This is a genomic window from Cellvibrionales bacterium (assembly GCA_016713115.1).
In the GTDB taxonomy this organism is placed as follows: domain Bacteria; phylum Pseudomonadota; class Gammaproteobacteria; order Pseudomonadales; family UBA7239; genus UBA7239.
In genome coordinates this window covers 753,002-779,609 of record JADJPU010000001.1, presented here as the reverse complement: position 1 = coordinate 779,609, position 26,608 = coordinate 753,002, and the positions used below count along the sequence as shown (strand labels likewise).

Here is a 26,608-nt window from a genome sequence, read left to right as displayed (position 1 = left end):
ACATGGCTGGCGTGACGATTTATTCCTCCGATTACTGCCCTTACTGCCGCCGCGCCAAGGCGCTGCTGGCGAGCAAAGGCGTGGTGTTTGATGAAATCTGCGTCGATGGACACAGCGAGTTGCGCGCCGAGATGGCCGCCCGTGCAGGGCGCAACACCGTGCCGCAGATCTGGATAGGCGAGCGCCATATCGGCGGCTGCGACGATTTACATGCACTGGAGAATGCTGGCGAGCTAGATGGCTTGTTGGCACTCACTCACTGATAAACGCAAGCTGGGATTATTTATGGCAGACGAAGCACAACAACAGTTCGGTATTCAGCGCATCTATGTGAAGGATGTGTCTTTCGAATCACCACAGGGCGTGGCGCTGTTCAATAAACAGATCAAGCCGTCTATCGAACAAGAGCTGTCCACAGCTGTAACCACGGTGGCAGAGGATCACTACGAAGTGGTATTGACCGTCACCGTCACGGCGAAAGAGGCGGAGCAAGTTTTGTTCTTGGTGGAAGTGCAACAGGCCGGTATTTTTGGTGCACGCGGCTTCAGCGAAGAGCAGCTGCGCAAGGTCACGACGGTCAATTGCCCGACCATCCTGTTCCCGTATGCGCGCCAGTTGATCGACAGTTTGTTGCAACAAGCTTCGCTGCCGCCGCTGTTATTGCCGCCGGTCAATTTTGATGTACTGCTGCAGCAATCCGCACAGGACGCTGTCACTACCCACTGAGTTTCCACATCGCGCACGAGGCTATATCAAAAAACTTTGATATAGCTGGAGGCTCTGCTAGTATCGTCGCCCCGATCAATTCTGAACCGGCAAAACGCTACAGCCATGTTGCCTCGCTCCACTCCTCCAACTTCTGATGCCAGCAGCGAAAGCCTGCATCTGGCCAGCTACTTGAAAGCCGCCGCCGACCCGCTGCGGCTGCTGGTGTTGCGCCTGTTGAAGCAGGATTCCTTCGCCGTGCAAGAGTTATGTGCGCTGTTGGCTGTGAAGCAGTCCGGTATGAGTCACCATCTAAAAATTTTGCTGCAATCTGGTTTAGTAGTGACGCGGCGCGAAGGCAACACCATTTTTTATCGCCGCAGCACAGCAGCTGAGTGCGACAGCGCCGCGCACGAACGCGTAGACATGCAGCAGGCGCTGTTTGCCTATGTGGATAACTGGTTGCTGGATGCCGACATCGCACAACGTCTAGTGCAAGTGCAAAAAGAGCGCATCGTCAGCTCGCGACAATTTTTTGCGGAAAACGCCGCGCTGTTTCGCGAACAGCAGGAACAAATTGCAGATTACGAATTGTACGGTTCAGCCGTGGCGGCATTGTTAGATCGCCTACCTCTGCCATCGCGCAAACAGGCCTTGGAAATTGGCCCCGGCAACGGACAATTTTTGCGCGAACTCGCGGCGCGTTTTGATGCAGTGCTCGCGTTGGACAACAACCCACCGATGCTGGCGCAGGCCGCAGAGTATGTGCAGGCGCAGCAGTTAAAAAATGTGGCACTGCGCTGTGGTGAAATTGCAGAGCTGCCAGCAGATTTTCACCCCGATTGCGTGGTGCTGAATATGGTGTTGCACCACACGCCCTCGCCAGCGGAAGTGATTGCGGAAGTCAGTCGCGTATTGCCCGCGCAAGCGGTGTTGTTAGTGTGCGAGCTGTCACACCACCAACAGAGTTGGGTGCGCGAATCTTGCGGTGATATTTGGCTGGGTTTTGAGCCGAGTGAATTAACCACTTGGTTGGCGCAATCCGGTTTTGCTTGCGAGCACAGCCAATATTTGGCGTTGCGCAATGGTTTTCAAATTCAAATTCATGCGGCGCGCAAGTTGCCGGTTTCCATCCACTCCATTTAATTTTTTTGTTTCGTCACAGGAGCGTTGTTTATGTCTGAATATTCCGTTTTTACTTCTGAGTCTGTTTCCGAAGGGCATCCAGACAAAATGGCTGACCAAGTGTCTGACGCGATTCTCGATGCGATTCTCGATCAAGATCAATACGCGCGTGTGGCCTGTGAAACGCTGGTAAAAACCGGTGTGGCGATGGTGGCGGGTGAAATCACCACCACAGCAGTCGTTGATTACGAAAAAATTATTCGCGGCGTGATTAACGACATCGGCTATAACAGTTCGGATGTGTATTTCGATGGCAGCACTTGCGGTGTATTAAATTTACTCGGTCAGCAATCGCCCGATATTGCGCAAGGTGTGGATCGCGCCAAGCCAGAAGATCAAGGCGCGGGCGACCAAGGTTTGATGTTTGGTTACGCGGCGAATGAAACCGATGTGTTAATGCCAGCGCCGATTCAATACGCGCACCGTTTGATGGAGCGCCAAGCCGAAGCGCGCAAATCCGGCTTGCTGCCGTGGTTGCGCCCCGATGCGAAATCGCAAGTCACTTTCCGCTATGAAAATGGCAAACCTGTTGCGGTGGATGCGATTGTGTTGTCTACACAGCACGCAGCCGATGTCAGCGATCGCGATATTCACGACGGCGTGATGGATTTGGTGATCAAACACGTCATCCCTGCGCAGTGGATGTCGAAAGAAACCAAAATCTACATCAACCCTACCGGTCGTTTTGAAATTGGCGGGCCGATGGGCGATTGTGGTTTGACCGGCAGAAAAATTATTGTCGATTCTTACGGCGGCATGGCGCGCCATGGCGGCGGCGCCTTCTCCGGCAAAGACCCATCGAAAGTGGATCGCTCGGCGGCGTATGCCGGCCGTTATGTGGCAAAAAATATTGTCGCCGCTGGTTTGGCAGATCGCTGTGAAATTCAAGTGTCTTACGCGATTGGTGTGGCAGAACCGACATCGGTTTCCATTAACACTTTTGGCACCGGCAAAGTGTCGGATGAAAAAATTGTGCAATTAGTGCGCGAGTTTTTTGATCTGCGCCCTTACGGTTTAACCAAGCAGTTGGATTTGTTGCACCCGATTTATCGTCCTACCGCTTCTTATGGACACTTCGGTCGCGAGTCGGTGGAAATTGTGTACAACGGCAAGCAGCACACCGCGTTCACTTGGGAAAAAACCGACAAGGCGGATGCGTTGCGCGATGCGGCGGGTTTGAAATAAGTCAGTTGTTTCTTGCGGTAGCGCAACAAGACCTGCGAGGCTTCAGATCTTGTTGCGCTGTGCAGCGTGCCGATAGGGGCGAGATTATTTTCCTATCGTCATCGCTTGTGCTCCTGATATAACAGCCATTTTTCCCACATCTCTCACCATTTTGAACGTGGCAGGGTCGCGTTTATCCGCTGGGGGAGATGAGGCAATCATGTCGGCGTAACCATCGCCATCAATGTCACCAATGCTGGCCAGTGCTTGTCCGAAATAATCTTTGGGCGATTGACCGGCAATGACGAACAGTTTTTTTCCGGTTTCATCCAAGCCATAAACAGCGCCGACATCGCGCAGCCATTTGCCCGTCAAGGGATTGATTTTGTCGCGGCGATAGGCGCCAGCAATCAGATCTGCATGGCCGGAGTGATCGAGATCACCGCCCGCGGCAACGCTGTAGCCAAACATATCGCCAGCGGCTTCGCCATTAATTTTGAACAGGCGACTGCCATCAAGACCGGAGTAAGCGTAAACCGCGCCCGCATTTTTCATTTTTTTGTTGGTCAGTGCATTGGCGGGATCGTGGCGATAAGCGCCCACGGCTACGTCGGCTTTTCCATCGCCGTTGAGATCACCAGCGCCGGTGATGGCGGAGCCAAACAGATCGCCTGCCGCTTCTCCTGCCATAGAGAACAATACACTGCCATCAGCGCCGGAGTAGACGGCAGCCGTGCCCGCCGCTTTCATGGATTTGGCGGTGAGCGAATTGGGTGCGCTGTTTCTAGGCGCTCCGACGATGACATCATCGTGTCCATCCGCGTTGGTATCGCCTGCTCCCTGAACGGCGCTGCCGAGTAGGCCGCCTTTCATACTGCCGTTGATGTGAAATAACTCGCTGCCTGTGGCGCCTGAACGCACAACGGCGATGCCCGCGTGGCTGAGCCCATTGGGGCTGGCTTTGGGTGCACCGTAGATCACATCTGTATCGCCATCGGCATCCACATCGCCGGCGTTGGCCACGGCGTAGCCGAGGTTATCGCCTGCTGCTGTGCCGCTAAACGTACGGAGCAGGCTGCCGTCCAAGCCGGAATAAACATAGACAGCGCCTGTGTCTTTCATGCGTTTGTGTGTGGCGCTATCGACTAGATCAATACGGGGGGCGCCTACCACAATGTCGGCGTAACCATCGCCGTTAATATCCGCGCCCGCGACGCTGTAGCCGAACCAGTCACCAGCATTCGTGCCTTTGAAGGTGTACAGCGTGGAGCCGTCTAAACCCGAGTAGACGTACACCTTGCCCACATCTTTTAGCGTTTTTTTCTGTGTGGCTGATTTGACGATGTCCCAGCGATAAGCGCCGATCACAATATCGTCGTACCCGTCATGGTTGACATCACCGGCATTGGCGACAGCAAAGCCGTAAGTGTCGCGCTGCATTTCGCCCCATGCGCTCATGAGAACGCCGGGGGTATTGGGCATGCCGTCGCAGGCATCACCTACGCCATCGCCGTCGCTGTCCATCTGATTGGTATTGGCTACCAGCGGGCAGTTGTCGATGACATCCGGCACGATGTCGCCATCGTCATCGAGGTCACAGGCATCGCCAATGCCGTCATGGTCGGTATCGGTTTGTGATGCATTGGCGATCAGCGGGCAGTTGTCGCTGTTGTTGTCTACACCGTCATTGTCGCTGTCGGTATCGCAGGCATCGCCCGTGCCGTCGCTGTCGGTATCCAGTTGCGCCGAGTTGGCAATCAGCGGGCAGTTGTCGCTGTTATTGCCTACACCGTCGTTGTCGCTGTCTGTATCGCAGGCATCGCCCATGCCATCGCCGTCGGTATCCAGTTGATCGGCATTGCTCACCAATGGGCAGTTGTCGGTGCCGTCATCAATGCCATCGCCATCGCCGTCAGTGTTGGCATCACAGGCGTTGCCGATGCCGTCGCCGTCGGTATCCAGTTGATCGGCATTACTCACCAATGGGCAGTTGTCGGTGCCGTCATCGGTGCCATCGCCATCATCGTCGTTGTCGCAGGCATTGCCGTCGCCGTCATGGTCGGTATCCAGTTGATCGGCATTGGCGACTGCGGGGCAGTTGTCCGAAGCATCTATTACGCCGTCGCCATCGGTATCAGGAAGCAGCGTGCCGCGCAAAAATAGGCCGTGCAGGGCGGAGTCCACTGGGTCGCATTCAATATCGGCACCTTGGTTGGCGTGACCGCCTTCCCAGCAGACTGAGCCCGGCAATAACAGCGCGCCTGTGGTGTAGGCATCAATATCGTAAGCGACGGTGAATTCAATGGTGGCATCGCCGCTGCCAGAAATAACGCCGCTGTTATTTTGATCGACGTTGATCGTACCGTTTGTGCTTAAAGTGCCGGCAGTCGGCAGGGTCAAATTGCCACTGCTCAGTGTTGCGCCGCTCAGTGCAGTGGATACGCTGCCCACGGTAATTTGTGTGGTTTGGCTGGCTTGTGGAATCACTTGCATGGTGCCTTTGCGCAGCAGAGACATATTTAGCGTCCAATTTCCCGCTCCTGTAATTTTCAGTGTGACGGTGTATTTCGGATGGTAGTGCAAATAATTAGATGCCACGGTTAGCAATGCGGATAGCAGTTCTGCGCTGGAGCGCAATTGATTGGCGTAATGCGTTTCAAATTCAGTAGTGGAAAAATTTTGCGTGGTGGAGGATGCCCACTCGTTTCTGCCATTGGGGCGAGATAGCAACAGATTGTCATGGATTGTTACGTCGACGCAGAGCCCAAGAGTTTGACAGTTCAGTAAACCGTTGCTCCAAGTGCCGGCGCTGTTGTCGGTAACCGTGACACTTGTAATGGCTGGCGTTGCAAACACAGAAGCCGTCACAATCATAGAAAGCGACATAAACAGCAAATACGCCAGAAATTTCTTTGTGGATTTTTTTAAAAATGGTTTCATGATTAATCTCCTTTTACACCACTGATAACAATTTTTTAAAAAACGACTGATTTATTTGTTGATAAATATTCCTTATGCGTTTTGAGAGTGGGAATTCCCAGTGCGTAGCACAAACGTATACCTGACTTTTCTGGTTTGCTACTACCCGCCAAGGTGGTTTGTGGTTTTTTCTGTCAAAAAATTAAATTTTTTATAGATGGGAAATCCATTTCCCTTTTGTTTTTTGTAGCTATGCGGTTCGCACAACGGCAATTTCCTTGACCAATCCGAAGTCCATCGACTGCAACATCAAGTTTTTTGCTGCGCTGACAAACTGCTGATCCAGCGCCATGGTGGTGACGAGAATGTCGCCGTCGCGCTCGGTGTTGTGGCGGTGTGAAGCGGCGTATACATCGGTTTGCCGCTTGTTGAGCCAGGCTTCACTTTTGGCGGCAATCACGCGGATGAGTTGTTGAAAACCGTGTTCTTGCGCCAGTTGATGGAGTTGCAACATGAGCAGTGCGGTGGAGAGTGCACCCTCATACGTTCGGCTGCTTTTACCCACCCAACGGCTGCCTTCCACAACATCTGCTGCTTTGGGTAGCGTGAGGTTCTGGGTGAGATAGCCCCACGATGGCTGCTCTAAATCGTAATCTTCTACCGTGGGAATGAGTCGAATCGCGCTGACCAATTGTTTGGGGCGCTTGGGCTGTTTGCTGGTGACTAACACATGCAGTGTTGTGGGGCGCGTATCAAAATGATCCAACTCGGTTTTGTCTTGATGGTTCATCTGAACGTAGGGATCGTCCTGCGCGAAGCAGGCGTAGCGCAAACGGCCGAATTGTTTGAGCAGCGCGGCGGGGATTTGCGTGCCGGTGTAAGTGTCGATAGTAAAAACAGAATGGTTCAACATGGTGGTGCCTCCAAGATAAGGAAACCGTCGGAAGTGACGGCTGGCTTAGTTATGGGCGAGAGGCGTGCAGTTGACAGCTACTTAGGTGGGTAGTATTTCGAAAGGCGAAGGTGCGGAGCGGGTTCCCATTTGGCAGTAACTCGTGGATACTCGATGCAGGGAAGATAACAAGAAGCATTCACAGTGCGAGTGAAGAGGTTTGTATGCTTGAGTTAGAAAATTTTGTGACGAACCTGCCTTTGGTGTGCGAAAAACCGATGGGCGCGACAAATATGTTGCCCTGTATCGCCAAGTTGGAGCGCTCGCTTTACGATGCCGCACGCATCATGGGATTTGAATATGTGCGCTTCACCTGTTGGCACAAAGAAGTGGCCGATCACGGCGAATTTCCTCTGTCATTCAGCATCAATTTTAGTAATTTTCCTAAAGCGTGGGAGATGCTGTACGAAGCAAAGCGCTATTACCTGCATGACCCTGTAGTGAGAGTGATTGAGGAAGCGGATCAAAATAAAGTGGTGTTTGGTACTTGGCAGCAGGCTTGGCGAGAGGTAGCCGCCAGAGAGACGGCTTTTTATTTGGAGCGTATGCAAGCGCTGTCTAAAGATGCCGAGCAGCACGATATTCAAGGTGGTTTTTACATGATGTTGGTGATGGGGCTCAATCGCTTTGTTATCAGCTTGGGAACCAGCAGAAATCCAGAGACAGTAGAAGCGCAAGCCGCCAAAATTTTGCCGCAGCAAGTTTTTTCCTTGGTGGCGCTGTTAAGTCAGGCGATGAATTTGACACACGGCTGCAACAGTTGCGGCAAATCTTTTCGTATACAAGGTGGCGAATCTATCCAGCTCACCAAAAAACAAAATCAAATTTTGACGGTATTTGCAGAGCATGCAAGCGCTTCGAATGTAGACGTGGCGCGCATCAATCATGTCACGGTTGAAACCGTGGCGTTTCACTTAAAAGCGATCCGAAAGAAATTCAATCAGCCCAATGCATCGGGGCACGCTTTATCCAATATCGCCATGATGCATGGCTTGATTTGAAAAAAGCGCCGGCAATTATTGCTGACGATTCGCCACCAAACTCGCCACTACGGATGGATCCGCTAGCGTGGAGGTATCGCCCAAGTTTTCGATGTCGTTTTCAGCAATCTTGCGCAAAATACGGCGCATAATTTTTCCTGAGCGCGTTTTGGGCAGTGCGGGGGCCCACTGTATTTTGTCGGGCTTGGCTATCGCGCCAATTTCTTTCGTGCAGTACTGCGTGAGTTCAGCCGCGAGTGCGGCATCGCTGTTTTCGTCGTGCATTAAAGTCACAAAACAATAAATACCCTGACCTTTGATGTCGTGCGGGTAGCCCACCACGGCCGCTTCCGCGACTTTCGGGTGCAACACCAGTGCCGATTCAATTTCCGCTGTGCCCAAACGGTGACCGGAGACATTCAATACATCGTCCACGCGGCCGGTGATCCAGTAATAGCCATCGGCGTCGCGGCGCGCGCCATCGCCAGTGAAGTAGTAGCCGGCGTACTGCGCAAAATAATTGTCGAGCAGGCGTTGGTGGTTGCCGTACACGGTGCGAATTTGCGCAGGCCATGAGGCTTTGATCGCCAACATGCCTTCACCCGCGCCTGCGATTTCTTTTCCGGCTTGATCGAGCAAGACGGGCTGCACGCCGAACATGGGCAGGGTGGCGGAGCCGGGTTTGGTGGGGATGGCCTGCGGCAGCGGAGTAATCATGTGTACGCCGGTTTCGGTCTGCCACCAGGTATCGACGATCGGGCAGCGCCCACCGCCCACCACGCGCTGATACCACGCCCACGCTTCGGGGTTGATCGGCTCACCCACGGTGCCGAGCAGGCGCAGGCTGGCGCGAGAAGTGCGAGTGACAAACTCGTCGCCCTGCGCCATCAGTGCGCGAATGGCGGTGGGGGCGGTGTAGAGAATATTGACGCGGTGTTTGTCGCACACCTGCCAAAAGCGCGAGGCATCAGGGTAGGTGGGCACACCCTCAAACAGCAGGGTGGTGGCGCCATTGGCGAGCGGACCGTACAGGGTGTAGGAGTGTCCCGTCACCCAACCCACATCGGCCGTGCACCAGAAAATCTCGCCGTCTTGGTAATCAAAGGTGTAGCGAAAAGTCATTGCCGTCATCAACAAATAACCGGCGGTGGTGTGCAACACGCCCTTGGGTTTTCCGGTGGAGCCGGAGGTGTAGAGGATGAACAGCGGGTCTTCCGCGCCCATCCATTCCGGCGCGCAGTCGGTGGCTTGGGCGTTCACTAGCTCGTGATACCAGAAATCGCGCTCGCCCTGCCAAGCAATGTCACCACCAGTGCGTTTGACGGTCAGCACCGTGTGCACGTTCGGGCAGTGTTGCAGGGCGGCATCCACGCTGTTTTTGAGGGGGATGGCTTTGCCGCCGCGCACGCCTTCGTCGGCGGTGATGACCACGCGGCAATCGGCATCGAGGATGCGGTCTTTGAGCGCCTCGGCTGAGAAACCACCGAACACCACCGAATGCACCGCGCCGATACGGGCGCAAGCGAGCATCGCGTAAGCCGCTTCAGGAATCATCGGCAGGTAAATGCACACGCGATCGCCGCGCTGTACGCCGCGTGCTTTGAGCGCATTGGCGAGTTGGCAGACCTGGCGATGCAGTTCGCGGTAGCTGATGTGTTTGGTCGCGTTGGGTTCGTCGCCTTCCCAAATCAACGCGGTTTGATCGCCGCGCGTGGCGAGGTGGCGGTCTATGCAATTCACGCTCACATTCAACTGCGCACCTTCAAACCAGCGCGCCTGTCCTTTGGTCATATCGCAATCGCTCACGCGATCCCACAGGCGCTGAAAATCCAAAAATTCGCGGGCGCGTTCCGCCCAAAAAACATCGGGCTGTTCAAGCGATTGTTTGTACATCGCGTTGTAGCGCGCGCGGTTGATGTGCTGCGCGAACGCGAAAGTGGCGGGAGCGGGGCAGGCGTAGGCGGTGGAGGGCATGAGCAATTCCTTGCAGCGATGTCGTGCTCCTATCCTACCTGCCTCGCGTGCAACTTGAACAGTCAGCGCAAGTTGTGGTGTGATGGTCGAGTACTACACCAACCAGCAACAAGGAGCACCACATGGAACACTTCACGGCAGCGGTTCAGCAATATGTGAACTTTGAAGGGCGCAACACGCGCACGCAGTATTGGATGTTCATACTGTTTTATATGATTTTTTATATGGTGTGCGCCGTGGTCGATGGCGTATTGGGCATGCAACTACTCTCCATTCTTTTTTCACTCGCCCTGTTGTTACCTAGCATTGCAGCGGCAACGCGCCGTTTGCATGACACTGGCCGCAGCGGTTGGTGGCAGTTGATTGTGTTAATTCCTCTGTTGGGTGCGATTGTGTTGATCGTGTTTCTTGCGCAAGACACCACGCCTAGCGATAACCAGTACGGCCCCAACCCCAAAGCGGGGCAGGATGTCGCCAGCGTTTGATGCTGTAGAAAATACAGCAACAGAAAATAAAAAAAGCCGCAGTGTGAGCTGCGGCTTTTTTGTGCGTGCGGGTTGCGTTAAACATTAAAGCGAAAGTGCATCACATCGCCATCTTTCACAACATAGTCTTTGCCTTCCAAGCGCCACTTGCCTGCTTCTTTCGCGCCAGCTTCGCCGTTGTACTGCACAAAATCGTCATAGCCGATGGTTTCTGCGCGAATAAATCCTTTTTCAAAATCGGTGTGGATCACGCCAGCCGCTTGCGGTGCAGTTGCGCCAATTTTAATTGTCCATGCGCGCACTTCTTTCACGCCCGCCGTGAAATAGGTGTGCAAGTTAAGCAGTTGATAACCGGCGCGTATCACGCGGTTCAGTCCTGGCTCTTCCATGCCTAGCGTTTCCAAAAACTCGGCTTTATCGGCTTCATCCAGTTCGGCAATTTCCGCTTCAATTTTATTGCAGATGGGAACCACAACCGCATTTTCTTCTGCCGCGAGTTGTTTAACCGCGTCGAGGTGTGGGTTGTTGTCAAAACCGTCTTCCGCCACATTGGCGATGTACATGGTGGGTTTGGTGGTAATCAAACACAGTGGCTTCAGCAGCGCGAGTTCATCGGTATCCAATTTCACGATGCTGGCGCGTTTTCCTTCCGCTAACACGGGCTGAATTTTATCCAGCACAGCTTTGAGTTGTTGCGCGTCTTTGTCGCCGCTTTTGGCTTGTTTAGCGCAGCGCAATAAAGTTTTTTCTACAGTATCGAGATCGGCCAACGCCAATTCCATGTTGATGATTTCAATGTCGTCGAGCGGATTGATGCGGTTGGCGACATGAATCACATTGTCGTCTTCAAAGCAGCGCACCACATGCGCAATGGCATCGGTTTCGCGAATATTGGCGAGAAATTTATTGCCCAAGCCTTCGCCTTTGGATGCGCCAGCCACGAGGCCGGCGATATCGACAAACTCCATCGTGGTGGGCAGCACGCGCTCCGGTGTAACAATGGCGGCGAGTGCGTCGAGACGCGCATCGGGCATCGGCACAATACCGGTGTTGGGTTCGATGGTGCAGAACGGAAAGTTTTGCGCTTCGATGCCCGCCTTGGTCAGCGCATTGAACAGCGTAGATTTTCCTACATTGGGCAGGCCGACGATGCCGCAATTAAATCCCATGATGGTGTCCTCGAAAAATTAGTTATTGTCTGAATGCAGTTGCAACATGGCTTTATCCATATTGCCGCTCACAACATCGGGCAATACGCGCAGTGCGCGCGCCATGCTGTCTGCCGCTAATTCAAATTCAGTGATGGGTGCGCGTTTTAACACGAAATCCGACACCATTTTGGCGTTGCCAGGATGACCGATGCCGATACGCAGCCGCGCAAAAGTATTTTGATTGCCCAGCGCGGCAATGGTATCGCGCAAGCCGTTGTGACCGCCGTGACCGCCGCCGATTTTCAAACGCGCAACGCCCGGCGCAAGATCAAGTTCGTCGTGCGCAATGAGAATATTTTCCGGTGCAATTTTATAAAAATTGGCGATCGTGCCGACCGCTTGCCCGCTGCGATTCATAAAGGTTTGCGGCAGCAGTAAGCGCACGGTTTGAGCGCCGATCAACACTTGCGTTGTGAGGCTGGAGAATTTTTTTTCTTCCTGCCAGTTCGCACGGTATTCGTCGCCGAGCAGGCTGACAAAATCCGCACCCGCGTTGTGGCGCGTGTGTGCGTATTCGCGCCCGGGATTGCCGAGACCAACAATTAATTGAATTTTTTCGCTCATCTCAATGCTCGCGTACTAAAAAAAAGGCCAGCAACGCGCTGGCCTTTTTCTCTACAGCAGAGGATTACTCCTCGCTGCTGCCGCCTTTGATCGCGTGTACCGCGACAACCGGCAAGTCGTGATCTGCGCCGTGTGACAGTGCTACAGACTCAACGCCTTTCGGTAGTTTCAAATCAGAGATGTGTACGATTTGGTCAACCACAACGGCAGCCAAATCCACTTCGATAAACTCTGGCAAATCGGCTGCCAAGCAGCTCACTTCCAATTCGTTCATGCTGTGGTTGATGGCACCGCCTTGTTGCTTCACGCCTGCGCAAATATCTTCGTTGATGAAGTGCAAAGGTACGCGCATGTGGATTTTTTTGGTGCCTGATACGCGCTGGAAATCCGCGTGCAGAATGCGCGGTGCAGCAGGGTGGCGTTGCAAATCGCGCAGCAGCACTTTTTGCGCTTGACCGTCAACGGTGAGCGTGATGATGCTGCTGTAAAACGCCTCAGACTCTAAGCATTTCGCCAAATCTTTGTGCGGTACGCTGAGCATAGCGGGTGCTTTGTCATCGCCGTACAAAATGGCTGGCACTTCGTTGTTCAGACGACGCAGGCGGCGGCTCGCACCTTTCCCCTTGTCGGCTCGTGTTTGAGCTTGCAGAGTAAAACTGGACATGGTTATTACCTCATTTTGCGGCAGAGCCGCGTGGTTATTCGCTGCATTTGCGACCAATGCAGCGCGTGGGCCGTTGTGCTCGGTTAGTTAAACATTGCACTGACGGATTCTTCATTGTTGACGCGGCGAATTGCCTCCGCCAACAAATGCGCCATGGACAACTGGCGAATTTTGGAGCAATTTTTCATTTCTGCACTGAGAGGAATGGTGTCGGTGACGACCAATTCATCCAAGCTGGAGTTGTTCAAATTGTGCAGTGCATTGCCAGACAACACGGGGTGTGTGCAGTAGGCGATCACTTTGCCTGCGCCATGCTCTTTTAGCGCGTCGGCGGCTTTGCACAGTGTGCCGGCGGTATCGACGATGTCATCCACCAACACGCAAGTGCGGCCTTCTACTTCGCCGATGATGTTCATCACTTCACTGACATTCGCTTTGGGGCGGCGTTTGTCGATGATCGCCAAATCGCAGTGCATTTCTTTTGCCACTGCGCGGGCGCGCACCACACCGCCGATGTCGGGCGATACCACCAGCAAGTCGTCATATTTTTGGGCGCGGATATCGCTCAGCAACACGGGCGAACCGTAGACATTGTCTACTGGCACATCAAAAAAACCTTGAATCTGTTCGGCGTGCAAATCCACCGTCAGTACGCGATCGACACCGGCGCCGGTCATCATGTCGGCACACACTTTGGCGCTGATAGGCACACGGGCGGAGCGCACGCGGCGATCTTGGCGCGCGTAACCGAAATACGGAACAACGGCGGTGATGCGCGCAGCGGAGGCGCGACGCAGGGCGTCGGTGATGAACAACAATTCCATCAAATTGCGATTGGGTGGCGCGCAAGTGGGCTGCACGATGAACACATCACCGCCGCGCACATTTTCATTAATTTCTACGGAAATTTCGCCGTCGGAAAACGATTTGACATCGGCGTCGCCGAGTCGCATGCCGAGTCGTTGTGCAATGCGCTCTGCCAATTCGCGGTTGGCGTTGCCGGAAAAAACCATAAAGTTGGACATGAGCGGCACTCGAAATCTGTCAGCACAAACGGTGGATGAACGGCATCAGTCAAACAAGAAAATGGCAGGGGTAGAAGGATTCGAACCTCCGAGTGGCAGGATCAAAACCTGCTGCCTTACCGCTTGGCGATACCCCTGTAATCTGCCCCTAGATGCGACAACTGGCAGTGCGCAGGAGAAACATCGACTCCCTTTGCCACGAACCCTGATACATCGCTGGGCTTTTGTGCCAATACCGTTTCAGCGGCGGCTTGCGTGGGAAACGCAGCAAACACACTGGCACCGGTACCGGTCATTCTGCTGGGTGCAAAAATGGCAAGCCATGACAGCGCGTTTTTAACGGCTGGATAGGCTTTTTCCACTACATCTTGGCAGTCGTTGCGCGTGGCAACGGGGCTACCCCCCCGCAGAAAGGCGGCTATTGTGATGGCGGCGGTGTTGCGTGTCAATTCGGGCGCGTAGAAGATTTCTGCGGTGCTGACGCTGCAAGCGGGCGTCAATACCACGAACCATTGTGCAGGCAGGGACAGTGGTGTGAGCACATCGCCCACGCCTTCGGCCCAACTGCTGTGGCCGCGCACAAATACAGGTACATCCGCGCCCAGTTGCCCGCCCAGTTGCGCCAAGCGGTCGATATCCAACTGCAACTGCCATAGATGATTGAGGCCGAGCAGGGTGGTGGCGGCGTCCGAGCTACCGCCGCCCAAACCGCCGCCCATCGGCAGGCGCTTGTTGAGTGTGATCTCCGCGCCCAGTGCGCAAGCGCTGTGTTGTTGCAACAAACGCGCGGCGCGCACGATAAGGTTTTGCTCCGCCGGTACACCTTGCAATGTGCCGTGCAGGTGAATTTCGCCATCGTTGCGTGGCACAAATGTCAGTTCGTCGCCGACATCAAGTAATTGAAAAACCGTTTGCAGTTCGTGATAGCCGTCAGCGCGCCGCCCAGTAATGTGTAGGAATAAATTGAGTTTGGCGGGTGCGCAGAGTGTGAAGTGGCCAGTCATCAATCGAGCTGCCAAGTTTTGATGATCAGGGTGATGCGTGTGTCGTCGCGCGTGGCTTCGATGCGACTGGGCAGTGTGATATCCGAGCGCGGTTGCTGCGGCTCGCTGAAATGAATATTCCAACCGTCTTGCGACAGTGCGGCCAACCAGCCTTCCGGTGCGTAGCTTGTGCGCTGCGGCGTGCTGTCGGGCGCAGGCAGACCGCGCAGCCACCAAGTGAGTTTGTCGGCGGGCAGTGGCCATCCTATCAATTGTTGTGACAGTTCTTCGATGGAGTTGGCGTGCAGTGTTTGTTCGCCCTGCTCAAAGCGCACATCGTTGGGTGTGCCGTGTATGCGCGTGGCTTTTAAGCCAGCGGGGCCAGATAAATGAATATCAAAACGCACGCCGTTTTGCTGCCACTGTATGCGCGCGGATTCTGATGCGGCGGTTGAACGCACAGCGAGTTTGCCGTTGATATTCCAGTGCTGTAGTGCGGCCAGTTTTTGCTGCAAAGCAGTATCCGGTTTGCCCTGCGTGGTAACGGGTGCAACCGTGGCGCAACCGACCAGCGCAATGCTGACCAACAACAAACAGAATGCGCGAAAAAAGAAGCGTGATGTCTGTCCTTGCATGAAGGATTTCCGGTGGCGCACAAGGGGTGCTTACCTTACCCTACAATGCAGCGTGGGGTGAACAGTAGAGGGCTCGCGGCGTGAATAAGAAAGATGCAGTGCCGGCAAATTCCAACGGAATGATTGTGGATTGCGCAGGTTATGAAAATGGCAAACGCATTTGCACCTTGGGCATACAAGAAGTACAGGAATGGATGACACGGCCCGATCGTTTTGTTTGGGTGGGTTTGTATGAGCCAGATAATGAACTGCTGAACGAGGTGCAGAAACAATTTGGCTTGCATGATTTGGTGGTGGAAGATGCTGTCAATGCGCACCAGCGTACGAAATTAGAGTTTTACGGGGATTCGGTTTTTCTGGTGCTGCATACCGCGCAGCGAAAAAATGGCGTGATCGAATTTGGCGAAACGCATATTTTTGCCGGGCGTGGTTATGTGGTTGCTGTGCGTCACGGCGCCTCACATTCTTACAAAGAACTGCGTGCGCGCTGTGAGCGCATCCCCGCCATGCTCGCCAAAGGTGCGGATTTTGTGGTGTATTCCCTGGTGGACTTTGTGGTCGACAACTATATGCCCATCATTGATGAAATGGGCGCGGAAGCAGAGGGGATAGAAGAAAAGATTTTAGAGGGGCGCATTGATAAAAAAATGGTACAGCGCGTGCATAATTTGCGCAGGCATTTACGCATTTTACAAAACATGGCTTCGCCGTTAATTGACACTTGTGAGCGGATTTCTTTATTTGAGTCTGGATTTGTTGATGAAGACATGCGGCCGTATTTTCGCGATGTGCGTGACCATTTGATTCGCATTGATAAGCGCATCAGTGCGCTGCGCGATTTGCTCACTTCTGCGCTGGAGGCCAACATCATGCTCGCTTCGGTTGAGCAAAATGAGGTGATGAAAAAACTGGCAGCTTATGCAGCGATGTTGGCAGTGCCGACAGCTATCGCAGAAATTTACGGCATGAATTTTGAGTTTATGCCGGAATTGAAGTGGAAGTACGGCTACGCGTTTGCGCTGGGGATTATGGTGGGCGCTTGCGGTTATTTGTACCGCCGTTTTGTGAAGGCCGGCTGGTTGTAATGCTGTTGGTGGAGCCTCTGTTCGGTAACGCTGTGCATGTGTGGTTGCAGCCTATCCCTGCGGTTTTGTCTTCGCATTTATTTTTATACATCACACCAGAAGAAAAAGATTATTTAGCTGCGATGCGCAACGAGCATCGACAAAAAGAATGGTTGGCTGCACGCGCACTGTTGCGCGCTTGTTTGGCACACTACACAGGGGTTGATGCCTTGATGCTGGCATTTGAGAAAACGCCAGCAGGTAAGCCGGTATTGATCAATCCAAAATCTGCGCTGGCATTTAATGTGAGCCACGGGCCGCGCTGGGTTGCTTGTGCGGTTTCGCTAGCACAAGCCGTAGGCGTGGATGTCGATTGTGAAAGGCGCAAGAATCGTATCGATGAAATTGCTGAGAAATATTTTCACTCGCAAGAAAAGAAAGCGTTAGCGTCGATATCTGATACTGCATTGCGCCGCCGCGAATTTTTTCGCTGCTGGACGCTAAAAGAGGCGTTTATCAAGGCGCAGGGCAACACAATTGCAGGCACGGCGTTGCATGAAATCGCTTTCGCGTCTTCCGCAGCCGGAAAACAAACGGCGCTCTTTTCCTTGCCTTCTGCCGGCTGGCATTTTATGCACGGAAGGTTTGATGATGATCATCATTTGGCGCTGGCTATTGAGCAATCGGACTGCGACACTGATGCCGAGATTATTGAGCCGGCCTATCGTTTTCTGCAGTGGGAGCCTGCTTCAAATGCTTTGCAATCCGTGGCTATGCATGAGTCGTGATGTTTATGTCTGAACAAACGCTAGTGATTACACCGCAGCAAAAAAATCGTTTCGATCTTTTTGGTTATTTGGTGTTTCCGAGCTTGCTGATAGACCGTGTGCAAGAACTGCGCGCTGCGTTTGATGATGTGTTTGCTGAAGCGGCGGCAGAGATTATTCCGTGGGAGCATGTGGTGCACCACAATCGCCCGCGTCAAATCATGCCGGCGATTGTCGACAAGCATCCGCTGCTGCACGCGTTGGCGCATGACAGTGTGGTGTCATCCATTATCGGCAGTTTGCTCGGTGAGCCGTTTCGCCTATTGGGCAGCGACGGCAATATTTATGATTGCGGTACGCGCTGGCATACAGATATTACAGGCTTGCCTTACAACTGCCGCAACGCCAAAGCGATTGTGTATTTTGATGAAATGCACGCGGGTGAAGATGCATTTCGCGCTATCCCTGGCAGCCATCATCACACCGATCGTTTTGCAAAATTATTAAAGAAAAGTATTAAAACGCCAGAAGAAACGGTTGGGCTTTCTATCACAGAAATTCCTTGCGATGAGATACCTACGCGACCGGGTGATCTCATCGTGTTTGATGCGCGCATCTGGCATGCCGTGCCTTACGCGGGTAAGCGCAGGCACATGATGTCGTTTTTATACGTTGATAAAGATTACCAAGAGCAGCAAGCGCCAGTCAGCGATGACTACCGCTGAGCGGTCGTTTTTTGTGCGGCAGTTGCGCGCTGCTCCGTCAGTATTTTTCTATCGTGCTCGTTCAGTGCTTCATACGATTGGCGCGCTTTGAGTATGCCAACCCAGCGCGGTTTGGCAACAAAATCTGCACTAAAAACACTGTCAGCACTGTTGCACTCTTTGTATTGAATAGCGGCCAGCGTACACCAGCCGTTCATAAATAAAGACAAGGATGATGGGCGGTGTACGGTATTTTCCAGTGCTTTCATATCGTGTTGTGCTGCCCAGCGCGGTGCAGGCCACACAATAAAAGGCACATCGTACATGTCGATGGTGGGTTTGCTCATGTCGCGGCCATTAAAGTCACGCACATCAAACACTTCTTCGCCATGATCTGCAAAATACAGCAGAAAACCGTAAGGGTCTTTAGCGCGATAGCTGTCAATCAGTTGGCGCACGACGTTGTCGTTGTAGCGCACGGCGTTGTCATAGTCGTTGTACATCTGGACAGGTTCTTCGCCGGTTGCAAACGACGATAGCGGTTGTTGGTTGCTGAAAATATTGAACACATCTGGGTAGCGGTATTCATAAGCAAAGTGAGTGCCGATGAGGTGAACCACAATCAGTTTGCGCTTTGCGTTATCCGATAATGCATCTGCAAACGGTTTGAGTACCACTTCGTCATAGCTGTTGGCGCTTTGACGGCGGTTGTTGTTCAAAAAAGTGGGTTCGTCGGTCAGTTTGGCAAAAGCCGTCAGCATGGTGTTGCGGTGTGTCAGTGTCTGCTGGTTGGTAATCCAGAAAGTTTTGAAGCCCGCTTTTTTCATCATCGTGATGACATTCATGGCGCGGTAGGCTTCGTTGTATTTTTCTGGTGGCGTAAAAGTGAGTGTGCTGGATAGTGATTCAATGGTGTAGGGAATATTGGCGACGACATCGTTGTAGACCAATAATTCATGGCGAATTTCTTGTAGACGCGGATTGGTGTCGCGCGGATAACCGTACAGTGACAACCGGTTGCGGTTGGTGGATTCGCCAATCACCAACACATACGTTTGCGCGTCTGTGGCATCGGTGCTGTGTATCGTTGCATTTTTGGCAACGGCTTCCATGTTGGATTGCAGGCGATCCGATTCGCGCAAATTTTGTAAATAGCTGATGTAACTTTGTGTTGTAGCCCAAGGTTCAGTGGTGGAAAATTTGTCGCCTAAACGATTGCGCGTGTCTTGATTGAAACCATCGGGAATGAAAGGTTTGATGATGAGGGCGCAAGCCAATGCGATATAGATATATCGCGCGTTGGCACGGATCGGCGCAGTTTTCATGCTGCGGCGATATGCCCACCACGCGGGCGCACAAAACGCGATGCCAGCGGGGATCATCCACCAACGAAAAAATTGCAGCATGAACTCTTTGGATTCTTCCGGCGGGCTTTCTAGAATCGATACAAAGACACTTTGCGACATCTCTTGTTGAAACATCAGGAAGTAGCCCACTTTCATCAATGCACACACGCCCATTGCGATGGCGAGCGCGCCGAACACTATTCCCCAGCTGCGACGCGGCAATAGCGCGGGCAGTAGCAGCCAAGTCAGACTGTGCAGGATGGCGTCGCGCGGTCCTGCCCAACCTGTGGTGCCAGTGGCGAGTAGCAGCAACTGTGGTGCCACAGAAAACCACGCAAAAAATAAGTAAAAAGTGAGAGCGGTGTACATAAAAGACTTCGGATTCAGCATTAAAAAGAGGCGCGCACTCTAGCGGTGCATCTGTAAAAAAAGTGTTAAGGATAATGGCAGTTACGGATGACCTTGGCGCAGCCTTCGCGTGGGGGTGACGCTCACACCCTCGGCCGAGCATTCAATGCGGCTGTCAATGCCGTAAACCGTGCGCAGGTTGTCTTGCGTGAGTACGGTGGCGGGTGAGCCGCTGCAGAAAACGCTGCCGTGAGTGAGCAAATACAGGCGGTCGCAGTAGCGGGCGGCGAGGCTTAAATCGTGTAATACCACTACGCCTGCATTATTGCCATGGGCGTGGGCGCGCAGCAGTTCCATCACATGCAGTTGGTGATAGGGGTCGAGTGCGGCGACGGGCTCATCGGCAAAAATCAGCTGTGGCTGAGTGGCAAAAATGCGCGCCAGCATCACCAGTGTCTGCTCGCCACCCGACAGCGTGGTGGCGATGCGCTGGCGGTAGGCGACCACTTCCGCCATCTGTAGCGCTTGCTCAATAGCGGCTTGGTCAGCGGCGCTGTCTTTATGCCACAGGCTGCGGTGCGGTAAACGCCCCAGCGCCACCACGCGCTCCACCGATACCGGCCACTGCGCACGCGCGCCCTGTGCCAAATAGCCGATATGCCGCGCACGCGCCTCCAGTGACAGCGAGTTGAGCGTGCTGCCCTGCCAGAACACTTCGCCCTGCGTGGCGGATTCGATACCGCACAGCAGGCGCAGCAGGGTGCTTTTGCCTGCGCCGTTGGGGCCGATCAAGCCCACCAATTCGCCGCTGCGCACTTGCAGGTGGATGTCACGCACGATGTCGATGCCGTCGATGGCAAACGCCAATGACTGACCTGCCAGCAGAGGCACGCTGCTCATGACCAATAGCTCCGCGTGCGCAGAATTAAGTAGAGGAAGAAGGGGCCGCCGACCAGCGCCGTGACCACGCCCAGCTTCATCTCGCCGCCGTGGGAGAGCAGTTGTACGGTGATGTCGGCCAGCAGCAGCAAGATGGCGCCGCCCCAGAAGCTCACACCCAGCAGGCGCTTGGGTGAGTAGCCAACCAAAGGCCGCAATACATGCGGCACTACCAAACCGACGAAGCCGATATTGCCACTGACGGAAACAGCTGCACCGATACCTGCCGCCACCCCGCCGACCAAGATCCATCGCAGCCGGCGCACATTGAAACCTAGCGATTGCGCGGTGTCTTCGCCCAAGGTGAGCGCGTCGAGAAAGCTGCCGCAGCGCAGCATCATTAGCCAGCCTGTGGCCATGAAGGGCAGGGCGATGGCCACATCGTGCAGGCTGCGGTTGGTCACCGAGCCGAGCAGCCAGTAGACAATTTCCTGCATGGCGTAGGGGCTGGGGGCAAAGTTGAGCGCGAGGGCGATCAGTGCGCTGCCGATGGCGTTGATGGCGATACCGGCGAGGATCAGCGTCAACACATTGCTGTTATGCGGCACCAGCAACACCAAACACAGCACCGCGACGCAGGCGCCGAGCAGGCCGCCCAGCGGCAGTAAAAACCAGCCGAGGCTGGCAAAACCAAAATAAAACATCACCACTGCGCCCAGTGCGGCGCCGTTAGAGACGCCGATAATGCCGGGCTCTGCCAAGGGGTTGCGCAACATGCCCTGCAGTGCCGCGCCCGCCATGCCCAGTGTGCCGCCGATAAACAGCGCCAGCAGTGCGCGCGGCAGGCGCAATTCCATCACGATCAGCGACTCCATACTGGTCGCATGGTGAAGCGCATCGGCAACGCCTTTGCCCACGGACACATCCGCAGAGCCTGTGCACAGCGACAGCAAAAAACACAGCAGGGTTGCCGAGATCAGCAACAGATTTAATGTGGCGGGTGATGTGTGCAAGAGTTTCATCGGCGATCGGCCAACCAAGCAATTTCTTCTGCCACTTGTGGCCCCGCGCAGTCGCGTAGTTGCGAAGGAACGAACATGCGGTTTTCCAAGGGAATCATCTGACGCACCACCGGATGATTGATGTAACTGTAAGCGAGCGAATTGGGATTGTACGCGTAGTTGTCGATCAGAATTCTGTCCGGCTTGGTGGTAACCAAAGTTTCCAGTGATATTTGTTGAAAATGCTGTACGCCCATCTCGGCGGCGAGATTGCGATAGCCCGCTTTTTGCAAAATATCGTTCTCTACCGTGTTGCTGCCTATGGTGTAACCGTTAGGTGAATAAATAATCGCGCGTGGTGAAGGTTTGTGCTGATTGCGCGCTTGTGCGTCAGTAATTTTTTTATCCATTTCTGCAATTAAAGTTTTGGCTTTTTCTGTTTCTCCAAACCATTGCCCAACGAGCAGCAGCATCTCGCGTATACCTTCTATAGAGGTTGGCAGCGGCATCAGCTCCACGCGATAGCCCAGTTTTTTCAAAATGCGCACGGTATCCGGCGAACCGAAATTGGTGCTGATCACTAAATCAGGATGCAGTGGAATAATTTCTTCGGCGGAGCCGTAGTTGAGTGGGATATTGCCTGCGGCTTTGGCCATGTAAGAGGCAACGGGATCAATCGCTTGATGATTGATGGTTGCGATGCGCGAGGCATCTACCATCATCAATAAAATTTGATCGGTACACAGGCCGAGAGAGGCAATGCGCTGCGGTTTTTTTTCATTCTCTGTATCAGCATCAGCGCTGTGAGCAACGCCGATCATTAGCAGAAAAACAAAAAGTGAGCGCAGAAAAAACATCAGGGTTTGAATACGGCGATGCGTTGAAAGCGCTGGGTATACAGAAACTGCGCTTGCAATTGGCTCATCACCCCGCGCTCGCAGTACAGCAGATAGTGCTGTTGTGGATCCAGTTCGCTGTAGCGTTTGTGCAGCTGATAAAAAGGCAGGGTTTGCACGGTAATGCCAGTGATACACAGCGGTTTTTTCTGCTCTTCATCGGGGTGGCGAATATCTAGCACAATGCTGCCTGCCGGTGCGTCGCGCAGCACGGGGATGTCGTGAGCGATGTTATCTGTCTGCGCGATCTCATCAATATTGGCGGCAACACTGTCGGCAATAGCCTGCTGCAACACTTCAAAATTAAAAAAGTCTTCTTCGCGCGCAATGCGCTCTGCCTTGGCACGCGTGGTGGGTTTTTGCGAAATTACACCGCAGTATTCTGGAATGTTTTTAGCGAACACTTCGGTGCCAATTTTACGCGATAAATCAATGATGTCTGGTTTGTCCATCATCGCCAGTGGACGCAGCACTAGCATATCGGTAGCTTGGTCAATAACCGATAGATTGGGCAGTGTTTGGCTGGAAACTTGCGCCACCGCTTCGCCTGTCACCAGTGCTTGTATGTCCAGTTTTCTGGCAATCTCGCTGGCGGCGCGCAGCATCATGCGTTTCAAAATCACACCCATTTGTGAATGATGGATGCGTTCCTGCATTTCACGCACCACATCGACAAACGGCACGCTGATAAATTTCACGCGGTGCGAAGCGCCGTATTTCATCCACAAATACACGGCAATTTCTTTCACGGCGATTTCATGCGCATCGCCACCGAGATTAAAAAAGCAGAAATGCGTGAGCAAGCCGCGCTTCATGCTGAAATAAGTGGAAATAGTGGAATCAAAACCACCGGAGATGAGCGATAGCACGGAGTCTTGTGAAGCCATCGGGAAACCGCCCAGCCCTGCGTAATCTTGCTCGACCACATAGAAACGCTCGTCGCGAATTTCTACGGATACATCAATGTCAAAATTTTTCAGTTTGACGCCACCGGTGGCGCAGTGTTGGTGCAAGCCGCCGCCGATATAGCGTTCGACATCCGCAGAAATAAAATTGTGTTGACCGTGACGGCGGCAGCTCACGCGAAAAGTTTTCCCAGCCAGCAGCGGTTCATACAGTTGGCGCGTGTGTTGGTAGATGCCATCCCAATCGACCGTGGGCGCAGCGTTCTCATCTGCTGTAGGCAAATACAAAGGAAATTCATGCACGCGCTGAAAGTAGCTGATGCCCGGCGTGCGTTGCAGCAGGTCGACAATCTGCGCCTGCGTGGCAGCGTCGGCTTGGCTGTGAATGCTGAGATGATCCCAGTGGCGCACGATGTCGGCGTTGGGGTCGAGAGGCTTTAGCAGAGTGCGCAGGTTGTCGCGCAGCATGCGCACCAAGCGCTGACGCACCGGCCTGCTTTTGATAGTGATTTCAGCGAACAGCTTGATGGTGTACTGCATGGCAGCTATCCGAGTGGGCGGAGCGGCATTATATAGGGCAGCCGATCAGCCGGCGTTGATGTTTGTGTTGCACTAATGTGGTGCGATTTGCGTGTGGCTGCCCATTTTTGGGGCGATTTAAGAGTGTGGCGCACATTTTTGTGGCAAAACCCAACGCAATCTCGCGCTTTCTTTGTGAGGCGCAAATGGCATATATTTTGCACCCCGTTGTTTGCTTCAAATAATTAGCACCAACCACTCTGTTTTTACACCCCGTCTATCGACGGTCATTCGGAGAAAACCATGTCAGAGAAAACCCTGAAACTGATCAAAGATCATGATGTGAAGTGGATTGATTTCCGTTTCACAGACACCAAAGGCAAAGAACAGCATGTGACTTATCCTGCCAAGGGTGAGGATGCCAGCCTGTTTACCAACGGCAAAATGTTCGACGGCTCTTCTATCGCCGGCTGGAAAGGCATCAACGAATCCGACATGATTTTGATGCCAGACGACAGCACAGCGGTGCTGGACCCTTTCTTTGAAGAGCCTACCGTTATCTTGCGCTGCTCGATTGTTGAGCCAGCCACTATGCAGGGCTACAACCGCGATCCACGCTCGGTCGCGCAACGCGCTGAAGATTATTTGAAGACCATCTATGGTGCGGACTCATTCGCGACGATGGGCCCAGAGCCAGAGTTCTTTGTATTTGACGATGTGAAGTGGAAAGTCGATATGTCCGGCTGCAGCGTCAAAATCGGCTCGGAAGAAGCCGCTTGGTCTTCTGATCACAGCTTCGAAAGCGGCAACATCGGCCACCGCCCAGGTGTGAAAGGCGGTTATTTCCCCGTGCCACCGGTTGATTCTTTGCACGAAGTGCGCGGCGCCATGTGCAACGCCATGGAGCAAATGGGCTTGGTGCTGGAAGTGCATCACCACGAAGTAGCCACTGCCGGTCAGTGCGAAATCGGCGTCGGCGGCAACACGCTGGTGAAAAAAGCGGACGAAGTGCAAATCCTGAAGTACTGCGTACACAATGTGGCGCACGCTTACGGCAAAACAGCCACTTTCATGCCTAAGCCTATCGTGGGCGACAACGGTTCCGGTATGCATGTGCACCAGTCCATCACTGCCAAAGGCAAAAACATCTTTGCTGGCGATGCCTATGCCGGCTTGAGCGAAACGGCACTGTTCTATGTGGGCGGTATCATCAAGCACGCTAAAGCCTTGAATGCGTTCTGTAACCCTGGCACCAACTCGTACAAACGACTGGTTCCCGGCTTTGAAGCGCCAGTTATGTTGGCCTACTCTGCGCGCAACCGTTCTGCTTCTATCCGTATCCCCTGGGTAAACAGCGAAAAAGCGCGCCGTATCGAAACGCGCTTCCCAGACCCAACTGCCAACCCATACCTGTGCTTTGCAGCACTGTTGATGGCGGGCTTGGATGGCATCAAAAACAAAATCCATCCTGGTGATGCGGCGGACAAAGATTTGTACGACTTGGAGCCAGAAGAAGCGGCAGAAATCCCAACCGTGTGCTCTAGCCTCGAAATGGCGTTGGAGTCACTCGATAAGGATCGCGAGTTCTTGACGGCTGGCGGCGTATTCGATAACGACATGATCGACGCGTATATCGCGCTGAAAATGGAAGAAGTCACCAAGCTGCGTATGACCACGCACCCTGTTGAGTTCGAGATGTATTACAGTTGTTAAGAACGGCTGCTAAAAACAACTGCTAATCGCAGTTGGTTCAAGAAAAAAGCCCAGTCAGCGCACTGGGCTTTTTTTTGTCTCACGGATACGAGTAAAGTGTTCTCGCTGTCGCCACATAAAATTCACGGCTGGAGGCTGAAGCCATGTCGCACTCTCTATCGCACTTACTAAATAAAGGGCTGTTGTTTGGTTGCTTGTTGTTGCCGCTTGCGGCGCAAGCGCAAGATCAGCAAGTCGGTGATGCTGCTGCAACGACGGAAGTCGGCGCTGAGCAACCTGCACCACTCCCTGCTGCTGGCACACTGGTTTACAAAAGTGTCGATAAAAACGGCAAAACCGTGTTTACCGATACACCACCTGTGGATAGACCGTCAGATGTGGTGACGGTGAAACCATCGAACCGAATTTCGCTGCCCAGCGGAGAGCGGGGTGAGACGGGGGAAGGAGAAAAGGCCGGCATTAAATACACCGATGTGACCGTTACCAGCCCCCAAGCCGACGAGTATTTTGGGCAAGAGACGATGGCTGTTACTTTGAGTGCGTCGGTGCAGCCAGGTATGCAGGAAGGGCATACGGCACAGCTGTATTACGACGGCAAACTCGTGGGTGATGGCAGTTTTTTTTACACCGTGAATGAGCCTGAGCGCGGTACACATACGGTTGTAGCCAAAGTAGTTGACGAGCGCGGCAAGGTGCTCATTGAATCAAAACCGGTGCAGTTTCATGTGCGCCGTATTTCAGTTCTTGATCCTAACCATCCGAAAAGAGAGGATGTTGACAAGAAAAGAAAGGACAGCATCAGTCCCAGTGGCAATACAGGTGGAGCCAATACAACGGCGGATCCACCGCCGATAAGTGGTTTTAGCAGTTCCAAAGGTTTTGGTAACTCTGGCGGTGCCGGTGGTGGTAAAGCTGCCGGTGGTGCGGGCGGAGCAGGTGGTGCGAGCGGCACTCGCGGAGCAGGTGGCGCAGCACCTCGACCGGGGCGGTGAGTTTGTCTTCCGAGTTATCGCCGGAGTC

25 protein-coding genes and 1 tRNA gene are annotated in these 26,608 nt (G+C 53.6%); 11 read left to right on the top strand and 15 right to left on the bottom strand.

From position 1 onward, the window contains the following. Positions 1 to 2: 2 nt before the first annotated feature. The 4 genes from grxC (at position 3) to IPK30_03785 (ending at position 3,075) form a co-directional block, all read left to right on the top strand. Positions 3 to 263 (top strand): glutaredoxin 3, encoded by a 261-nt coding sequence (gene grxC, locus IPK30_03800; GenBank protein ID MBK8102417.1) that lies wholly within the window; start codon positions 3 to 5, stop codon positions 261 to 263. 22 nt (positions 264 to 285) lie between these two features. Beyond that, entirely contained in the window at positions 286 to 726 is a 441-nt protein-coding gene (gene secB, locus IPK30_03795; GenBank protein MBK8102416.1) for a protein-export chaperone SecB, read from the top strand. Positions 727 to 831: 105 nt separating this feature from the next. After that, entirely contained in the window at positions 832 to 1,851 is a 1,020-nt protein-coding gene (locus IPK30_03790) for a metalloregulator ArsR/SmtB family transcription factor (protein ID MBK8102415.1), read from the top strand. 30 nt (positions 1,852 to 1,881) lie between these two features. Then, complete coding sequence (locus IPK30_03785) at positions 1,882 to 3,075, top strand: methionine adenosyltransferase (GenBank protein ID MBK8102414.1); 1,194 nt, start codon at positions 1,882 to 1,884, stop codon at positions 3,073 to 3,075. Positions 3,076 to 3,159: 84 nt separating this feature from the next. Here IPK30_03785 and IPK30_03780 read toward each other — a convergent pair whose 3' ends face one another. After that, complete coding sequence (locus IPK30_03780; protein MBK8102413.1) at positions 3,160 to 5,994, bottom strand: thrombospondin type 3 repeat-containing protein; 2,835 nt, start codon at positions 5,992 to 5,994, stop codon at positions 3,160 to 3,162. A gap of 229 nt (positions 5,995 to 6,223) precedes the next feature. Then, positions 6,224 to 6,886 (bottom strand): hypothetical protein, encoded by a 663-nt coding sequence (locus tag IPK30_03775; GenBank protein ID MBK8102412.1) that lies wholly within the window; start codon positions 6,884 to 6,886, stop codon positions 6,224 to 6,226. 203 nt (positions 6,887 to 7,089) lie between these two features. Between IPK30_03775 and IPK30_03770 the strand changes: the two genes are divergently transcribed. Next, complete coding sequence (locus tag IPK30_03770) at positions 7,090 to 7,926, top strand: autoinducer binding domain-containing protein (GenBank protein MBK8102411.1); 837 nt, start codon at positions 7,090 to 7,092, stop codon at positions 7,924 to 7,926. 15 nt (positions 7,927 to 7,941) lie between these two features. On the opposite strand, the gene acs is transcribed toward IPK30_03770, so the two are convergent. Then, positions 7,942 to 9,879 carry an acetate--CoA ligase gene (acs, locus tag IPK30_03765; protein ID MBK8102410.1) on the bottom strand — a complete coding sequence of 646 codons (1,938 nt, stop codon included), beginning with the start codon at positions 9,877 to 9,879 and terminating at the stop codon, positions 7,942 to 7,944. Between the two features lie 122 nt (positions 9,880 to 10,001). Here acs and IPK30_03760 point away from each other — a divergent pair, with 122 nt between their 5' ends. Further along, positions 10,002 to 10,364, top strand: coding sequence for a DUF805 domain-containing protein (locus IPK30_03760; GenBank protein MBK8102409.1), 363 nt, complete (start codon positions 10,002 to 10,004; stop codon positions 10,362 to 10,364). 77 nt (positions 10,365 to 10,441) lie between these two features. Here the strand turns inward: IPK30_03760 and ychF are convergent, their stop codons facing one another. The 7 genes from ychF to lolB form a co-directional block, all read right to left on the bottom strand. After that, positions 10,442 to 11,533 (bottom strand): redox-regulated ATPase YchF, encoded by a 1,092-nt coding sequence (ychF, locus tag IPK30_03755; protein ID MBK8102408.1) that lies wholly within the window; start codon positions 11,531 to 11,533, stop codon positions 10,442 to 10,444. An 18-nt stretch (positions 11,534 to 11,551) separates the two neighbouring features. Continuing rightward, a complete protein-coding gene (gene pth, locus IPK30_03750; GenBank protein MBK8102407.1) occupies positions 11,552 to 12,139 on the bottom strand; it encodes an aminoacyl-tRNA hydrolase in 588 nt (195 codons plus the stop codon). Between the two features lie 64 nt (positions 12,140 to 12,203). Beyond that, the gene (locus IPK30_03745) at positions 12,204 to 12,809 is read right to left on the bottom strand and encodes a 50S ribosomal protein L25/general stress protein Ctc (GenBank protein ID MBK8102406.1); all 606 of its coding nucleotides are present in this window, start codon (positions 12,807 to 12,809) and stop codon (positions 12,204 to 12,206) included. A 77-nt stretch (positions 12,810 to 12,886) separates the two neighbouring features. Then, positions 12,887 to 13,828 carry a ribose-phosphate pyrophosphokinase gene (locus IPK30_03740; GenBank protein MBK8102405.1) on the bottom strand — a complete coding sequence of 314 codons (942 nt, stop codon included), beginning with the start codon at positions 13,826 to 13,828 and terminating at the stop codon, positions 12,887 to 12,889. A 62-nt stretch (positions 13,829 to 13,890) separates the two neighbouring features. Continuing rightward, positions 13,891 to 13,965: transfer RNA gene (locus tag IPK30_03735), tRNA-Gln, on the bottom strand. Then, on the bottom strand, positions 13,945 to 14,832 hold the full coding sequence (ispE, locus tag IPK30_03730) for a 4-(cytidine 5'-diphospho)-2-C-methyl-D-erythritol kinase (protein MBK8102404.1): 888 nt from the start codon (positions 14,830 to 14,832) through the stop codon (positions 13,945 to 13,947). Before ispE ends, IPK30_03735 begins: the two co-directional genes overlap by 21 nt. Further along, positions 14,832 to 15,446 carry an outer membrane lipoprotein LolB gene (lolB, locus tag IPK30_03725; GenBank protein ID MBK8102403.1) on the bottom strand — a complete coding sequence of 205 codons (615 nt, stop codon included), beginning with the start codon at positions 15,444 to 15,446 and terminating at the stop codon, positions 14,832 to 14,834. The genes ispE and lolB overlap by 1 nt, the downstream gene beginning before the upstream one ends. Positions 15,447 to 15,526: 80 nt before the next feature. Between lolB and corA the strand changes: the two genes are divergently transcribed. From corA to IPK30_03710, 3 genes are read left to right on the top strand one after another with little or no spacing between them, the layout of a single operon-like run. Further along, complete coding sequence (corA, locus tag IPK30_03720) at positions 15,527 to 16,531, top strand: magnesium/cobalt transporter CorA (GenBank protein MBK8102402.1); 1,005 nt, start codon at positions 15,527 to 15,529, stop codon at positions 16,529 to 16,531. Continuing rightward, on the top strand, positions 16,531 to 17,298 hold the full coding sequence (locus tag IPK30_03715; GenBank protein ID MBK8102401.1) for a 4'-phosphopantetheinyl transferase superfamily protein: 768 nt from the start codon (positions 16,531 to 16,533) through the stop codon (positions 17,296 to 17,298). Before corA ends, IPK30_03715 begins: the two co-directional genes overlap by 1 nt. 5 nt (positions 17,299 to 17,303) lie before the next feature. After that, positions 17,304 to 18,002, top strand: coding sequence for a phytanoyl-CoA dioxygenase family protein (locus tag IPK30_03710; protein MBK8102400.1), 699 nt, complete (start codon positions 17,304 to 17,306; stop codon positions 18,000 to 18,002). Here the strand turns inward: IPK30_03710 and cptA are convergent. The 5 genes from cptA to thiI form a co-directional block, all read right to left on the bottom strand. Then, a complete protein-coding gene (gene cptA / locus IPK30_03705; protein ID MBK8102399.1) occupies positions 17,993 to 19,696 on the bottom strand; it encodes a phosphoethanolamine transferase CptA in 1,704 nt (567 codons plus the stop codon). The two genes, IPK30_03710 and cptA, sit on opposite strands and share 10 nt — an antisense overlap. 81 nt (positions 19,697 to 19,777) lie before the next feature. Next, positions 19,778 to 20,575, bottom strand: coding sequence for an ABC transporter ATP-binding protein (locus IPK30_03700; protein MBK8102398.1), 798 nt, complete (start codon positions 20,573 to 20,575; stop codon positions 19,778 to 19,780). Then, the gene (locus tag IPK30_03695; GenBank protein ID MBK8102397.1) at positions 20,572 to 21,576 is read right to left on the bottom strand and encodes an iron ABC transporter permease; all 1,005 of its coding nucleotides are present in this window, start codon (positions 21,574 to 21,576) and stop codon (positions 20,572 to 20,574) included. Before IPK30_03695 ends, IPK30_03700 begins: the two co-directional genes overlap by 4 nt. Further along, complete coding sequence (locus IPK30_03690) at positions 21,573 to 22,412, bottom strand: ABC transporter substrate-binding protein (protein ID MBK8102396.1); 840 nt, start codon at positions 22,410 to 22,412, stop codon at positions 21,573 to 21,575. The genes IPK30_03695 and IPK30_03690 overlap by 4 nt, the downstream gene beginning before the upstream one ends. Next, a complete protein-coding gene (gene thiI, locus IPK30_03685; GenBank protein ID MBK8102395.1) occupies positions 22,412 to 23,896 on the bottom strand; it encodes a tRNA 4-thiouridine(8) synthase ThiI in 1,485 nt (494 codons plus the stop codon). The genes IPK30_03690 and thiI overlap by 1 nt, the downstream gene beginning before the upstream one ends. A gap of 282 nt (positions 23,897 to 24,178) precedes the next feature. Here thiI and glnA point away from each other — a divergent pair, with 282 nt between their 5' ends. Then, positions 24,179 to 25,588, top strand: coding sequence for a glutamate--ammonia ligase (gene glnA / locus IPK30_03680; GenBank protein ID MBK8102394.1), 1,410 nt, complete (start codon positions 24,179 to 24,181; stop codon positions 25,586 to 25,588). A gap of 143 nt (positions 25,589 to 25,731) precedes the next feature. Next, a complete protein-coding gene (locus IPK30_03675; protein MBK8102393.1) occupies positions 25,732 to 26,580 on the top strand; it encodes a DUF4124 domain-containing protein in 849 nt (282 codons plus the stop codon). The last annotated feature ends 28 nt before the right edge of the window (positions 26,581 to 26,608 follow it).

Bases quoted from the DNA above. Each gene is read 5' to 3' on its own strand.
- acs (MBK8102410.1), bottom strand. From the start codon at position 9,879: ATGCCCTCCACCGCCTACGCCTGCCCCGCTCCCGCCACTTTCGCGTTC.
- IPK30_03710 (MBK8102400.1), top strand. From the start codon at position 17,304: ATGTCTGAACAAACGCTAGTGATTACACCGCAGCAAAAAAATCGTTTC.
- secB (MBK8102416.1), top strand. From the start codon at position 286: ATGGCAGACGAAGCACAACAACAGTTCGGTATTCAGCGCATCTATGTG.
- IPK30_03740 (MBK8102405.1), bottom strand. From the start codon at position 13,828: ATGTCCAACTTTATGGTTTTTTCCGGCAACGCCAACCGCGAATTGGCA.
- pth (MBK8102407.1), bottom strand. From the start codon at position 12,139: ATGAGCGAAAAAATTCAATTAATTGTTGGTCTCGGCAATCCCGGGCGC.
- IPK30_03780 (MBK8102413.1), bottom strand. From the start codon at position 5,994: ATGAAACCATTTTTAAAAAAATCCACAAAGAAATTTCTGGCGTATTTG.
- ychF (MBK8102408.1), bottom strand. From the start codon at position 11,533: ATGGGATTTAATTGCGGCATCGTCGGCCTGCCCAATGTAGGAAAATCT.
- grxC (MBK8102417.1), top strand. From the start codon at position 3: ATGGCTGGCGTGACGATTTATTCCTCCGATTACTGCCCTTACTGCCGC.
- IPK30_03675 (MBK8102393.1), top strand. From the start codon at position 25,732: ATGTCGCACTCTCTATCGCACTTACTAAATAAAGGGCTGTTGTTTGGT.
- IPK30_03790 (MBK8102415.1), top strand. From the start codon at position 832: ATGTTGCCTCGCTCCACTCCTCCAACTTCTGATGCCAGCAGCGAAAGC.
- IPK30_03690 (MBK8102396.1), bottom strand. From the start codon at position 22,412: ATGTTTTTTCTGCGCTCACTTTTTGTTTTTCTGCTAATGATCGGCGTT.
- ispE (MBK8102404.1), bottom strand. From the start codon at position 14,832: ATGACTGGCCACTTCACACTCTGCGCACCCGCCAAACTCAATTTATTC.
- IPK30_03760 (MBK8102409.1), top strand. From the start codon at position 10,002: ATGGAACACTTCACGGCAGCGGTTCAGCAATATGTGAACTTTGAAGGG.
- IPK30_03785 (MBK8102414.1), top strand. From the start codon at position 1,882: ATGTCTGAATATTCCGTTTTTACTTCTGAGTCTGTTTCCGAAGGGCAT.
- IPK30_03775 (MBK8102412.1), bottom strand. From the start codon at position 6,886: ATGTTGAACCATTCTGTTTTTACTATCGACACTTACACCGGCACGCAA.
- IPK30_03695 (MBK8102397.1), bottom strand. From the start codon at position 21,576: ATGAAACTCTTGCACACATCACCCGCCACATTAAATCTGTTGCTGATC.
- lolB (MBK8102403.1), bottom strand. From the start codon at position 15,446: ATGCAAGGACAGACATCACGCTTCTTTTTTCGCGCATTCTGTTTGTTG.
- thiI (MBK8102395.1), bottom strand. From the start codon at position 23,896: ATGCAGTACACCATCAAGCTGTTCGCTGAAATCACTATCAAAAGCAGG.
- cptA (MBK8102399.1), bottom strand. From the start codon at position 19,696: ATGTACACCGCTCTCACTTTTTACTTATTTTTTGCGTGGTTTTCTGTG.
- IPK30_03715 (MBK8102401.1), top strand. From the start codon at position 16,531: ATGCTGTTGGTGGAGCCTCTGTTCGGTAACGCTGTGCATGTGTGGTTG.
- glnA (MBK8102394.1), top strand. From the start codon at position 24,179: ATGTCAGAGAAAACCCTGAAACTGATCAAAGATCATGATGTGAAGTGG.
- IPK30_03700 (MBK8102398.1), bottom strand. From the start codon at position 20,575: ATGAGCAGCGTGCCTCTGCTGGCAGGTCAGTCATTGGCGTTTGCCATC.
- IPK30_03770 (MBK8102411.1), top strand. From the start codon at position 7,090: ATGCTTGAGTTAGAAAATTTTGTGACGAACCTGCCTTTGGTGTGCGAA.